The organism is Variovorax cryoconiti (assembly GCF_051216395.1).
Lineage (GTDB): Bacteria > Pseudomonadota > Gammaproteobacteria > Burkholderiales > Burkholderiaceae_C > Variovorax.
Genome location: NZ_JBPJZI010000013.1, coordinates 44,537 through 56,615 on the forward strand (window position 1 = coordinate 44,537; position 12,079 = coordinate 56,615).

Annotated in this window: 10 protein-coding genes; 6 read left to right on the plus strand and 4 right to left on the minus strand. The window is 68.3% G+C overall.

All coding sequences use genetic code 11. The annotated features are described in order from the left end of the window. Positions 1 to 55: 55 nt before the first annotated feature. Positions 56 to 1,261, minus strand: coding sequence for a threonine ammonia-lyase (locus tag ACSFA2_RS23450; RefSeq protein ID WP_435457733.1), 1,206 nt, complete (start codon positions 1,259 to 1,261; stop codon positions 56 to 58). Positions 1,262 to 1,377: 116 nt separating this feature from the next. Here ACSFA2_RS23450 and ACSFA2_RS23455 point away from each other — a divergent pair, with 116 nt between their 5' ends. The 6 genes from ACSFA2_RS23455 to ACSFA2_RS23480 all read left to right on the plus strand — a co-directional run bounded on the left by ACSFA2_RS23455 (position 1,378) and on the right by ACSFA2_RS23480 (position 9,250). Then, positions 1,378 to 3,702, plus strand: a complete 2,325-nt coding sequence (locus ACSFA2_RS23455) for an ATP-binding protein (RefSeq protein ID WP_435457734.1) — start codon at positions 1,378 to 1,380, stop codon at positions 3,700 to 3,702. A 20-nt stretch (positions 3,703 to 3,722) separates the two neighbouring features. Next, positions 3,723 to 5,237, plus strand: coding sequence for a S41 family peptidase (locus ACSFA2_RS23460; protein ID WP_435457801.1), 1,515 nt, complete (start codon positions 3,723 to 3,725; stop codon positions 5,235 to 5,237). 252 nt (positions 5,238 to 5,489) lie between these two features. Next, positions 5,490 to 6,329 carry an ABC transporter ATP-binding protein gene (locus tag ACSFA2_RS23465; protein WP_435457735.1) on the plus strand — a complete coding sequence of 280 codons (840 nt, stop codon included), beginning with the start codon at positions 5,490 to 5,492 and terminating at the stop codon, positions 6,327 to 6,329. 10 nt (positions 6,330 to 6,339) lie between these two features. After that, a complete protein-coding gene (locus ACSFA2_RS23470; RefSeq protein WP_435457736.1) occupies positions 6,340 to 7,173 on the plus strand; it encodes an ABC transporter permease in 834 nt (277 codons plus the stop codon). After that, positions 7,170 to 7,949: an ABC transporter permease gene (locus tag ACSFA2_RS23475; RefSeq protein ID WP_435457737.1), complete on the plus strand. Its 780-nt coding sequence runs from the start codon at positions 7,170 to 7,172 to the stop codon at positions 7,947 to 7,949. Before ACSFA2_RS23470 ends, ACSFA2_RS23475 begins: the two co-directional genes overlap by 4 nt. Before the next feature lie 2 nt (positions 7,950 to 7,951). Then, entirely contained in the window at positions 7,952 to 9,250 is a 1,299-nt protein-coding gene (locus ACSFA2_RS23480) for an LLM class flavin-dependent oxidoreductase (protein WP_435457738.1), read from the plus strand. Positions 9,251 to 9,262: 12 nt separating this feature from the next. On the opposite strand, the gene ACSFA2_RS23485 is transcribed toward ACSFA2_RS23480, so the two are convergent. The 3 genes from ACSFA2_RS23485 to ACSFA2_RS23495 are packed head-to-tail and all read right to left on the minus strand — an operon-like array spanning position 9,263 to position 12,069. Then, positions 9,263 to 10,222, minus strand: coding sequence for a cupin domain-containing protein (locus tag ACSFA2_RS23485; protein ID WP_435457739.1), 960 nt, complete (start codon positions 10,220 to 10,222; stop codon positions 9,263 to 9,265). After that, positions 10,219 to 11,235 (minus strand): ABC transporter substrate-binding protein, encoded by a 1,017-nt coding sequence (locus ACSFA2_RS23490; RefSeq protein ID WP_435457740.1) that lies wholly within the window; start codon positions 11,233 to 11,235, stop codon positions 10,219 to 10,221. Before ACSFA2_RS23490 ends, ACSFA2_RS23485 begins: the two co-directional genes overlap by 4 nt. Positions 11,236 to 11,295: 60 nt before the next feature. Beyond that, a complete protein-coding gene (locus ACSFA2_RS23495) occupies positions 11,296 to 12,069 on the minus strand; it encodes a class II aldolase/adducin family protein (RefSeq protein WP_435457741.1) in 774 nt (257 codons plus the stop codon). Positions 12,070 to 12,079: the final 10 nt, after the last annotated feature.

Genomic DNA, 12,079 nt, shown 5'->3' on the forward strand with positions numbered 1-12,079 from the left:
CTTCATTTTAGCCAACCGACCCGGTCGCCGTCCAAGGGCCTTCCCGGGGCAGGGGTCAATGCGACTGCTGCTCTTCCGCCTCGAAGCCCGCCTGCCGCAGGGCAGCCAGCACGGCGGCCAGATGCTCGCGCCCGCGCGTCTGCAGCACCAGTTCAATCTCCACGTTCTGCGCCGCCAGCATGGTGAAGGCCCGCTGGTGGTGCACTTCATCGATGTTGGCGCCCGCTTCGGCGACCGTGGTGGTGATGCGGGCCAGCATGCCCGGCACGTCGCGCGCACTCACGCGCAAGCGCGCGAGCCGGCCGGCCCGCACCATGCCGCGCTCGATGATGGCCGCCAGCAGCAGCGGGTCGATGTTGCCGCCCGACAGCACCAGCCCGACCTTCTTGCCCTGGAAGCGCGCCGGATGCCGGATCAGCGCCGCCAGCCCGGCCGCGCCGGCGCCCTCGACCAGCGTCTTTTCGATTTCCAGCAGCATCAGCACGGCCTGCTCGATGTCGCCTTCGTCGACCAGCAGCAGGTCGTCGACGTGCTTTTCGATGACTTCCCGCGTCAGCACGCCGGGCGTGCCGACCGCGATGCCTTCCGCGATGGTGCTGGTGCCCTGCACGTGGTGCGTGCCGTGCACGGCATTCACCATGGCCGGAAAGCGCGTGGTCTGCACGCCGATGATCTCGATGCCCGGCTTGCGCGCGCGCGCCGCGATCGCCATGCCGGCGATCAACCCGCCGCCGCCGACCGACACGACCAGCATGTCGAGATCAGGCACCGCATCGAGCATCTCCAGCGCGACCGTGCCCTGGCCGGCCATGATGGCTTCGTCGTCGTAGGGGTGCACGAAGGCCAGGCCGTCGCGCTCGGCCAGCTCGAAGGCGTGGGCGCGGGCGGCGTCCAGGGTGTCGCCGTGCAGCACCACCTCGGCGCCGAAGCTGCGGGTGCGCTCGATCTTCACGCCCGGCGTGAAGCGCGGCATCACGATGGTCGCCTTCATGCCCAGCCGTTGCGCGTGGTACGCCACGCCCTGGGCGTGGTTGCCGGCGGACATGGCCACCACCCCCCGGACGCCGCTTTCGCTGAGGTCGACCAGCTTGTTGCACGCGCCGCGCTCCTTGAACGAGGCGGTGAACTGCAGGTTCTCGAACTTGAGGAAAACCTGAGCGCCGACGATGTCCGAGAGCGTGCGCGACTCCACGCAGGGCGTCGCCAGCAGCTGGCCCTGCAGGCGCACCGCGGCGCGCTCGATGTCCTGGATTCCGATCATGCCTTGCATTGTGGAGGGATTTGCAACATCGGGAGATTTACCGATGCGCTGTCTTCCCCAACACAAAACTCTGCGTTATGGTCGCGCTGAGATTTCCCTTAGCCAGAGGTTGTCGAATGGTCAAGCGTGTCGGCGTCGATGCGGTGGTTGCTCCCTTGCGCGGGCAGGCACTGCCGTCGCCCGGACTCAAGGAAGCGCCCGTGCTCGAGCTCATGTGCTCGCACTTCGTGCTCACGCTCGCCGCCAAGCAAGGCCCGCGCTTCAATGTGCGGCGCGACCTGAACGGCCTGCTGTCGTTGACCGGCCGCCATCTCGTCTGGCCCATGCCGGTGCTGCAGCGCCTGCGCGAGTTCCTCGGCCGCCGCTGCGTCGGGAACGAAGTCTGGAAAGGCGTCGAGCATTTCGACGGCCGCACGCTGCTCGAGCGCCACGGCGTCTGGCGTGGCCCGTATGAAGAAGGCACGCTCTTCTTCTACCTCGACGAGTACGTGAAGGACCAGCCGAAGGACCTGCTGTCGGTGCTCTCGGTCACGCGCGACTGGCTGACGCATGCGCTGCGCAAGCAGTCGACGCTGGTCGAGAAGAACATCGACGCGCTCGCCGGCCTGCTGCAGCTCAACAAGGCCGAGCGCGCGCTGCTGCTCTACGGCACGCTGGCGCGCTACCAGCGCGACCTGCGCTCGCTGCTGGTCGAGTTCAAGGTCAACAACGCGCCCGAGGCCTATGCCGCCATCGCCGAGGTGGCCGGCGTCAGCGCCAGCGACGTGGGCGAGGCGCTGCGCGCCGGCTCGCGGCTCGAGCGCATCGGCCTGGTCGAGAACCTCATCTCCGAACACAACATCACCGACCTGGCCGACCTGATGAAGGTCAGCGAGAAGCTGCCGCCGGTGCTGATGCGCGAGTACCGCGACCACAACGAGCTGATGGCGGTGTTCACCCGGCCGTCGGCGAAGAGTGCGCTGAACGTCGACGACTTCTCCTTCGCCGCGGACGACACGCAGATGCTGATCACGCTGCTGCGCGCCGCCGTGCAGCGCAAGGAGCCCGGCGTCAACGTGCTGCTCTACGGCCCGCCCGGCACCGGCAAGACCGAGCTGGCCAAGGTGGTGGCGCAGGCTGCCGGCCTCGAATTGTTCGAGGTCGAGTACGCCGACCGCGACGGCAACTCGCTCTCGGGCCGCGACCGCTACCGCTCGCTGCAGATCGCGCAGGTCTTCCTCAAGGGCAGCGCGCAGGCCGCGCTGCTGTTCGACGAGGTCGAGGACGTGTTCCCGCCCATCAGCACCGAGGCGGCCCAGTTCATGTCGCGCGCCGAGCAGATGCCGTCGCCCGCCAGCGGCAGCGTGAGCGGCAAGGCCTGGGTCAACCAGATCCTGGAGTCGAACGCGGTGCCCACGCTGTGGGTCACGAACCGCATCGAGCAGATCGACCCGGCCTTCCGTCGCCGCTTCGCCTACCACCTCGAGCTCAAGTCGCCGCCGCCGGGCGCGCGCGAGCAACTGGTGCGCAAGACGCTCGAAGGCGTGACCGTGTCCGACGCCTTCACCGCCAAGCTGGCCGGTCGCAAGGGGCTGACGCCGGCGCAGATTCGCACCGCGGTGCGCTTCGCGCAACTGGCGAAGACCGACGACGCCTCGGTCGAAGGGCTCATCGAGCGGCAGCTGAAGAACGCCGACCTGGCGCTCGGCACCATCGATCGCCAGCATGGCGCGCGCCGTGCCGTCACCACTTACGACCTCGACATGCTCAACGTCGAAACGCGCTTCGAGGTGCCCCGCATCGTCGAGGCCCTGCGCGTGCGCGGCCACGGCACGCTGTGCTTCTACGGCGCGCCGGGCACCGGCAAGACCGCGCTGGCCGAGCACATCGCCAAGGCCATCGGCCGGCCGCTGATCGTCAAGCAGGCCAGCGACCTGATGAGCAAGTACGTCGGCGAGACCGAGCAGAACATGGCCGCCATGTTCAAGGAAGCCGAGGCCGAGAAGGCGGTGCTGCTGCTCGACGAGGCCGACTCCTTCCTGCAGGACCGGCGCGGCGCGCAGCGCACCTACGAGGTCACCGAGGTCAACGAGATGCTGCAGGGCATGGAGCGTTTCGGTGGCATCTTCGTGTGCACCACCAACCTGCTCGACCGGCTCGACCAGGCGGCGTTGCGGCGCTTCACCTTCAAGATCAAATTCATGCCGTTGACGGATGCGCAGCGCGAGCGCATGTTCGTGACCGAAGCGCTGGCGGGTGACGTGGTGCTCATGACGTCCGACCTGCGCCAGCGGCTGCAGCGCCTGCCGCAGCTGTGCCCGGGCGACTTCGCGGCGGTGAAGCGGCAGACCGACATCCTCGCGACCGAGTTCTCGGCGGCGGAGTTCCTCGACCAGCTCGAGGCCGAGCACCGCATCAAGCCCGAGGTCCGCGAATCGCGCGGCATGGGTTTTGTTCAATAGCTCGACGGCTGCGTAACTTGGTGCTGCAAGGACTCCATCGCGCGCTGTGGCGCTTGGCCGCCGCTGCATCGCTGGTGCTCGCAGGTTGCGGCGGCGGTGGTGGTGGCGGTGCCACTGAGGCATCGCCCGCGCCGGCGGATGGCAGCACTGCTGCGGCGATCGTGCCATCGGCCACCGTGGCCGACCGCTGTGCCGCGTCGAGCACCGGCACGCTCGACGACGAAAAGACCTGGGTGCGCAGCTGGATCGACGAGACCTACCTCTGGTACAGCGAGGTGCCCACCACGCTGCAGCCGGCCACCTACGCCACGCCGGTCGCCTACTTCGCCGACCTGAAGACGTCAGCGCTCACGCCATCGGGCCGTGCCAAGGACCGCTTCCACTTCAGCTACGACACCGGGCAGTACCGCAGCATCCTGCAGAGCACCGAATCGGGTTACGGCGTCGAGTTCGCCTACCTCGCCCGTACGCCGCCGCGGCAGATCCGCGTGGCCTACACCGAGCCCGGGTCGCCGGCGGCGCAGGCCGGCCTGGTGCGCGGCATGACCTTGCTCGCCATCGACGGCATCGACGCGGTCAACGCCGGCAGCCAGGTCGACGTGGACCGCCTCAACGCGGCGCTGGCGCCGTCGGCGAACGGGCAGGCCCACGCCTTCCAGCTGCGCGCGGCCGACGGCAGCGTGGCGACGGCGAATCTCACGTCGGCCAGCGTGCTGCGTTCGCCGGTGCAGGCGGTGCGCACCCTCCCCACGCCCACCGGCAACGTCGGCTACCTGCAGTTCAACGACCATGTGGAGAAGGCCGAGGTTCAGCTGGTCGACGCGGTGAACCAGTTGCAGGCAGCGGGCATCGCCGACCTGGTGCTCGACATGCGCTACAACGGCGGTGGCCTGCTGGCCGTCGCGAGCGAGCTGGCCACCATGGTGGCGCCGGCGGCGTCCACCCAGAGCGCGGCCTTCGAGCGCCTGGTCTTCAATGCGAAGAACCCGTTCCATCTGAGCGCGTCGCAGGCCACGCTGCCGTTCTACGCCACGGGGCGTGGGTTGACCGTTCCTGCCGGGCAGGCCCTGCCACGCTTGAGCCTGCCGCGCGTCACGGTGCTGACCGGCCCCGACACCTGTTCGGCCAGCGAATCGGTGGTCAACGGCCTGCGCGGCGTCGGCGTCACGGTCAATCTGATCGGTGGCGCCACCTGCGGCAAGCCCTACGGCTTCTATCCCGAGGACAACTGCGGCACCACCTACTTCGCGATCCAGTTCCAGGGCGTGAACGCGCAGGGCTTCGGCGACTACGGCGACGGGCTCACGCCCACCTGCACCGTGGCCGACGACTTCGACCACGCGCTCGGCGATGCGGCCGAGGCGCGGCTCGCGGCCGCGCTCACCTACCGTGCGACGGGCGTGTGCCCCGCAGCAACATCCTCCAAAGGATCGGGCGGCGGTCTGGAGAAGGCCGAACCGAGCGGCCTGCCGTACCTGAACCTCGACGCCCTGCGGACGAGCCGCATCGTGCGACCGGCCGATCTTCTGCGCTGAGGGCACCTTTGCTTCGCACGTCCGTGCGCACGCCGGTACCGGATCGTGCGCGACGCCCCGTAAAGGCGCAGGCTGATATGCAGAAATAGCGAAGCTGAATACTGAAGTCGGCTGTTGCCTCTCGGGCAGGCGTCAGAAGCGGTCGAAAAATGCCAAACTGGGCAGGCGTGGCATGCGTGTTGCTTTCAAGAGCCGCATGAATGTTCTCTTTGCATGCGCAAATCGCGTTTCCTCATACACAGAGGCAGCACCATGGGCGGCCTGATCGCATCCCCGCCGGCCATCGAGGCGACGGCACCGCTGCTCGAGATGCGCAACATCCACAAGACCTTCGGCAGCGTGGCCGCGCTGCGCGGGCTCGATGTCTCGATCGCCCCGGGCGAACTGGTCACGGTCGTGGGCCCCAGCGGCTGCGGCAAGAGCACGCTGTTCAACATGGTGGCTGGGCTGGACGAGCCCGATGCCGGCGGCGCGCTGCGCTTCGAGGGCCGTTCCGTCCATGCGAAGGAGCTGCTCGGCCGGGTGTCCTTCATGCCGCAGCGCGACCTGCTGCTGCCGTGGCGCACCGTGATCGACAACGCCATTCTCGCCATCGAGATCGAAGGCACGCCGCGTTCCGAGGCGCGTGCCCAGGCGCTGCGCATGCTGCCGGAGTTCGGCCTGGCCGGTTTCGAGAACCAGTATCCGCACCAGCTCTCGGGCGGCATGCGGCAGCGCGTGGCGCTGATGCGCACCTTCCTGTTCAAGCGCGACCTGATGCTGCTCGACGAGCCCTTCGGCGCGCTCGATGCACTGACCCGCACGCTGATGCAGCGCTGGCTGCTCGACGTCTGGCAGAAGCACCGCCGCACCATCCTTTTCATCACGCACGACGTGGACGAAGCCATCTTCCTGGGCGACCGCGTGCTGGTGATGACCGCACGCCCCGGCGCCGTGAAGCTGGTGCAGCCCATCGACCTGCCGCGTCCGCGCCGGCCCGAGCTGCTGACCGACCCGGAGTTCATCCGACTCAAGCGCGTGCTGCTCGAGGCCATCGAGGAAGAGAGCATGAAGTCCTTCCAGCTGGCCGACGCGCAGCCGGCCGCTGCCTGAGGCCCGCACGATGGCTTCCGTTCCCGCCGGCGTGGCCGTGGCGAGCCCGCCTGGCGCGCCCTCCGTGCGTCCCCGTCCCGCCAGCGCATGGGCGAGTGGCGCGGCCGCCTTCGCACGCGTGCTGCTGGTGCTGGTCATCCTCGGCGTGGCCTGGGAGGCGATCGTTGTCGTGCTGTCGATCAAGCCCCACTACCTGCCACGCCTGAGCCTCGTGCTGCAGGCCATCGCGGCCACGCCGCAGGCCTATGTCGACGGTTTCCTGCGCACGGCGGCCGAGGCCTTGCTGGGCTTCGTCGCCGGCGGGCTCTTCGGCGTCTTCGTGGGCTTGCTGTTCTTCCGCGTGCCCACGCTGCGCGACATGGTGTTCCCGATGTTCATCGTGTCGCAGACGATCCCCGTCATCGCCTTCGGTGCGCTGGTGGTGCTGTGGTTCGGCAACACGCTCATCGCCAAGGCGATCATCGCCTTCTACGTCACTTTCTTCCCGGTGACGGTGAACACGCTGCTGGGCCTGAAGTCGGTCGACCCGAAGCAGGAGTCGCTGATGCGCAGCTTCGGCGCGACGCGCGGCCAGCTGATGTGGCGCCTGCAGTTCCCCACGGCCCTGCCGCAGATCTTCGTCGCGCTGCGCCTTGCCGCATCGCTGAGCCTGGTCGGCGCCATCGTCGGCGAATGGTTCGGCGACACCACCGGCCTGGGCGTGCTGCTGCTGCAGGCCATGTTCAACGAGAACGCCGTGGGCCTCTGGGCGGCCTTGCTCATGTGCGCGCTGCTGGGCACGCTCTTCTACGGCATGGTGGCGCTGGTCGAACGGCGGCTGGTGTTCTGGGGGGCCGAGCAATGAGCGCCGTCGTCGCTACCAGCGCGCGTCGCCTCCCGCGCATTCCCGTGAGTGCGCAGCGCGGCGTGCTGGGTGCGTTGATCGTCGTCGCCGCCTGGGAAGGCATTGCGCGCGGCTTCCAGTTGCCCGCGTACACGCTGCCCGCGATCAGCCAGATCCTCGCGAGCATCTGGGCGCAGCGCCAGGTGCTTGGCGGTGCCGCCGCCACCACCATCGCCGAAGCGCTCATGGGCTATGCGCTCGGCGCGCTCATCGGCATCGGCGGGGCCCTGTGGGTCACGATGATGCCGCGCGTGCGCCGCGTCGTCGTGCCTGCCGCCACCGCCTTCAACTCGGTGCCGGTGATCGCCTGGTCGCCGCTGGTGTTGCTGTGGTTCGGCATGGGCATGACATCGAAGGTCGTGATGGTGGCACTGGCCATCGCGTTCACGCTGTTCCTGAGTGCGCTGTCCGGGCTCGACCGGGTCGACCGCCGCAGCGTCGACCTGATGCGCAGCTTCGGTGCCGGGCGCCTCGCCATCCTGTGGCGGCTGCGCCTGCCGACCGCGCTTCCATTGATCTTCGCGGGTCTGCGCGTGGCCACCGCGCGCAGCGTGCTGGTCGCGGTCATCACCGAGATGCTGGGCGCCAACAAGGGGCTCGGCCTGCTGATCTACCAGGCGGTGGTGCAGGTCGACTTCGTCCAGGTGTGGGGCGCGGTGTTCGTGGCATCGGCCGCAAGCCTGGTGTTCTTCGGCCTTGTCAGCCTGGCCGAGCGCCGGCTGGTCTTCTGGAAATAGACATGACACGACAGATGCACCTGGGCCTCTTCCTGCTGGGAACGGGCAGCCACACGGCCGGTTGGCGCTATCCCGGCGCCATCGACAGCTTCCAGGACTTCGCCGCCATCCAGAAGATCGGCGCCACGGCGGAGCGAGGGCGCTTCGACCTGATCTTCATGGGTGACAACCTCAACGCCGACCTCACGGCGCACCCGTCGTACACGCTGCGGCTGGAGCCACTGACGATGCTGGCTGCGCTGTCGACATCGACGAAGCACATCGGTCTGGGCGCGACGGTTTCCACCACCTACAGCGACCCCTTCAGCGTGGCGCGCATGTTCGCGTCGCTCGACCACATCAGCGGCGGGCGTGCCGCGTGGAACGCGGTCACCACGTCCAACCCGGCGGTCGGCGCCAACTTCGGCACCGTTCACCCCGACCACGCGCGCCGCTACGAGATGGCTGGCGAGTTCCTCGACGTGGTCAAGGGATTGTGGGACTGCTGGGACGACGACGCCATCGTGGCCGACAAAGCCACGGGCCTGTACATCGATCCGGCCAAAGTGCGCGCGCTCGACCACGACGGTCCTTTCTTCAAGGTCAAGGGCCCGGTCAACATCGGCCGCGCGCCGCAGGGCCATCCGGTGGTCTTGCAGGCCGGCGGCTCCGAGCCGGGTGTGAACCTCGCCGCACGCACGGCCGACGTGGTGTTCTCGGTGGTGCAGGATTTGGAAGAAGCCAAAGCCGCCTACGCATCGCTCAAGAACCGCCTGCCGCTGTTCGGCCGCACTGCCGAGCAGGTGACGGTGCTGCCCGGCGTGATGCCAGTGGTCGGCCGCACCGACCGCGAAGCGCGCGACAGGCTCAATGCGCTGCAGGCCTTCATCGGCGGCGGCAACGCGCTGGGCGTGCTGTCGGAGCGTTTCGGCTACGACTTCTCGACCTGCGACCTCGACGGTCCGATCCCCGAACTGCCGGCCGCCGACACGTACCACAGCTTCACGCGGGTGCTGCTGGCCAAGGCGCGGCGCGAGCAGATGAGCCTGCGCGACCTCTACAGCCTCACGGCTGCCGCGCGCGGCCACTGGGTGCTGTGCGGATCGCCCGAGACCATCGCCGACACGCTGCAGCAGTGGTTCGAGGAAGGCGCGGCCGACGGTTTCAACATCATGCCGCCGTACTTCCACGAAGGCTTCGACGACTTCGTCGACCTGGTGGTGCCGATCCTGCAGGAGCGCGGGCTGTTCCGGCGCGAATACACCGGCCCCACGTTGCGCGATCACTTCGGGCTCGAACGGCCCGCCGTCGTGCGGCGCTGAAGCGAACCGGCTTCAGCCCGCGCTCGGCAACGGCGTGAAGCCCATTGTGCGCGCCCGGTAGTGCAGGCCGCCGTCCTGCACGATCAGGAACAGCGCGCGCCGGTTGCCGCCGTTGTGGTGCGAGTGCGCCGCACCGGGCGGCGTGACCATGGTGGTCCAGCGCTGCCAGTGGCCTGCCTTGCCGTCGACCATCGAATGGCAGTCGTCGCCGTCGACGATCAACGTGATCGCCGCGGCGTTGTGCCGGTGCGCCGACTGGCTTTCACCCGGCGGCAGCGTGTTGAGCGACAGCGTCAGGAACCGGTGGATGTTGTGCGTGTGTTCGAGCGTGTCGCTCGAGAAGATCAGCGCGCGCCCCGACGTGGTCGGCTCGGGCTCGGCGTCGTACAGCTGGGTGAGCTGATGGCGGATTTCGGCCGCGGGATAGTGCACTGCGAGCGTGCTTGGCGCAGCCGCTGCGCGCAGTTCACCGAAGACCATCAGCGGTTCGTCGTTCACCAGCCAGAGCACGGCGTCTTCGCGCGCTCGGTGCACGGCATGTGCGCCGCCGGGAAAGAAGACCACGTCGCCGGCCAACCAGTCGATGCGCTCAGCGGGCGTGCCCGCATCGGTCGCGGCGATGTCGGTGCGACCCGCGCCCGCGATCACGTAGCCGATGGTTCCGCTCGCGGCACCGACGCGCGCATCGAGCATCTCGCCCGCCGCGATGCGGGCATAGCGCGCCAGCATCAGCGGCGTGGTGGCGGGGCGTTCGCTGCCGAGTGCCGCCGACTGGTCGCAATCGATGAAGCCGGTCGGTGTGCCCGGTGCCATCGCACGCGCCGCTTCGTCCGAAAAGCTGTGCGGCGGCACCTCCGACAGGCGGATGTTGAAGGCGTTGGCCGAGTTGAAGTAGCGCCCCCGCGCCTGCGCCGCCGTGGCCGGCGTCGCCTGGCGCTGCGGCCCCATCAGCGCCATGCGGACTTTGCTCAAGGGCGGCGGTCCGCGGCGGAAATCGATGCCAAAAAGCTGCCGTCGAAGGCCACTTGCGTGTCGATCGGCTTGGTCAGCACCTTGTTGGCCAGCAGGAAGTCCTGCGCGCTCTTGATGGCCGGCTGGTCGATGAAGAACAGGCCTTCGGTTTTGGCCTTGCCCGCGGTCATGAGCCGGTAGGCTTCGGTCAGCATCGACTCCTGCTGCACGCGGTTGAGCGTCGGCGCGATCTTCATCACGATGTCCACGGCTTCCTTCGGGTTGGCCGCGGCATCGCGCCAGCCCTTGATCGAGGCACGCAGGAAAGCCTTCACCAGCTCCGGCTTGTCCTTGGCGGTGTCCTTCGACACGATCAGCGTGTCGCGCGGGAAGGTGATGCCGCTTTCTTCCGCAGTGAAGAAGCGCAGGTTGTCGTTGCCCATGCGGTCGCGCACGGTCCACAGCTCGTTGTAGTAGGTGGCGGTGGCCACGTCGGTGTCGCCGTTGATGAAGGGCGTCATGCTGACCTGCTGCGGCTGGATGTCGACCTTGCTCTTGTCGATGCCGGCCTTGGCCAGCATGCCGAACAGCACGTAGTTTGCGCCGGTGAACCAGGTCGTGACCTTCTTGCCTTCGAAGTCCTTGAGCGTCTTGATCGGACCGTCCTTGCGCGTCACGAAGACGAAGGGCGTGATCTGGTGTGCCACGCCGATCGAGACGATCGGCAGGCCCTTGTCGACGCCCGCCATCACGCTGTCGGTGCCGCCCGACAGGCCGAAGGTGTCGGCTCCCGTGGCCACCAGGTTTTCGGTCAGGAGGTTGGGGCCGCCGGGGTTGATCGTGAGGTCGATGCCCTCGTCCTTGTAGTAGCCCTTGGCCTGGGCGTAGTAGAAGCCGGCGAACTGCGTCTGCGTCAGCCACTTCAGGCGCAGGCTGGCCTTGACGGGCTCCTTGGTCTGCGCCTGCAGCAACGGGCTCAGCGTGGCGAACGTGACCGCGAGGGCCAGGGTGCTCAGGAAATGACGCGTCTTCATGGTCGACCTTTCGGGGGGGGAGGGTTGGAAATTGGAGTGGGGCGGGATGCAGGGCGACGTTCAGTCGTCGTACGGCGGCATCGACGGCGGCGTGTCGCGCACCAGCCGGCGCATCAGCGCGGGCCATTCGCGCTCGCCGGCGATCAGGATGTCGCCGTGCTGTTCCCAGAACTGGCGCGCAGCGTGTTCGCACACGGCGTGCGGCGGCACGACCATCGGCCCGGCGCTCGTCGCGGCGGCCTGCATCTGCAGCTGGATGCGCGCGGCGCGCTCGAAGTAATAGAGCAGCATGAAGGCCTCGGGCGCGGTGCGGCCGACGGTCAGCACGCCGTGGTTGCGCATCAGCATCACCGGGTGCGTGCCGAAGTCACGGACCAGGCGCGATTGCTCGTCGAGGTCGATCGCCACGCCCTCGTAGTCATGGAAGGCCTGGCGCCGGTAGAAGCGCATCGCGAACTGCGACAGCGGCAGCAGACCTTCCGCTTGGGCCGACACCGCGACGCTCGCGTCGGAATGGGTGTGCACCACGCAGACCGCGTCGTGCCGGCTCTGGTGGATCGCGCCGTGGATCACGAAGCCGGCGGCGTTGACCGCGTAGGGCGTGTCTTCGAGCTTGTTGCCGTGCACGTCGATGCGCACCAGGCTCGACGCCGTGATCTCCTCGAACAGCAGGCCGTAGGGGTTCAGCAGGAACTCGCCCGGCCGCCCCGGCACGCGCATCGAGATGTGGTTGTAGATCATGTCGTCCAGGCCGAGCTGGGCGATCAGGCGGTAGCAGGCGGCCAGCGCCACGCGCGCTTCCCATTCGCTGTCGTCGATGTGGGGGGCTTTCATGGGTCTTGGG

Bases quoted from the DNA above. Each gene is read 5' to 3' on its own strand.
- ACSFA2_RS23495 (WP_435457741.1), bottom strand. From the start codon at position 12,069: ATGAAAGCCCCCCACATCGACGACAGCGAATGGGAAGCGCGCGTGGCG.
- ACSFA2_RS23490 (WP_435457740.1), bottom strand. From the start codon at position 11,235: ATGAAGACGCGTCATTTCCTGAGCACCCTGGCCCTCGCGGTCACGTTC.
- ACSFA2_RS23455 (WP_435457734.1), top strand. From the start codon at position 1,378: ATGGTCAAGCGTGTCGGCGTCGATGCGGTGGTTGCTCCCTTGCGCGGG.
- ACSFA2_RS23475 (WP_435457737.1), top strand. From the start codon at position 7,170: ATGAGCGCCGTCGTCGCTACCAGCGCGCGTCGCCTCCCGCGCATTCCC.
- ACSFA2_RS23480 (WP_435457738.1), top strand. From the start codon at position 7,952: ATGACACGACAGATGCACCTGGGCCTCTTCCTGCTGGGAACGGGCAGC.
- ACSFA2_RS23465 (WP_435457735.1), top strand. From the start codon at position 5,490: ATGGGCGGCCTGATCGCATCCCCGCCGGCCATCGAGGCGACGGCACCG.
- ACSFA2_RS23470 (WP_435457736.1), top strand. From the start codon at position 6,340: ATGGCTTCCGTTCCCGCCGGCGTGGCCGTGGCGAGCCCGCCTGGCGCG.
- ACSFA2_RS23450 (WP_435457733.1), bottom strand. From the start codon at position 1,261: ATGATCGGAATCCAGGACATCGAGCGCGCCGCGGTGCGCCTGCAGGGC.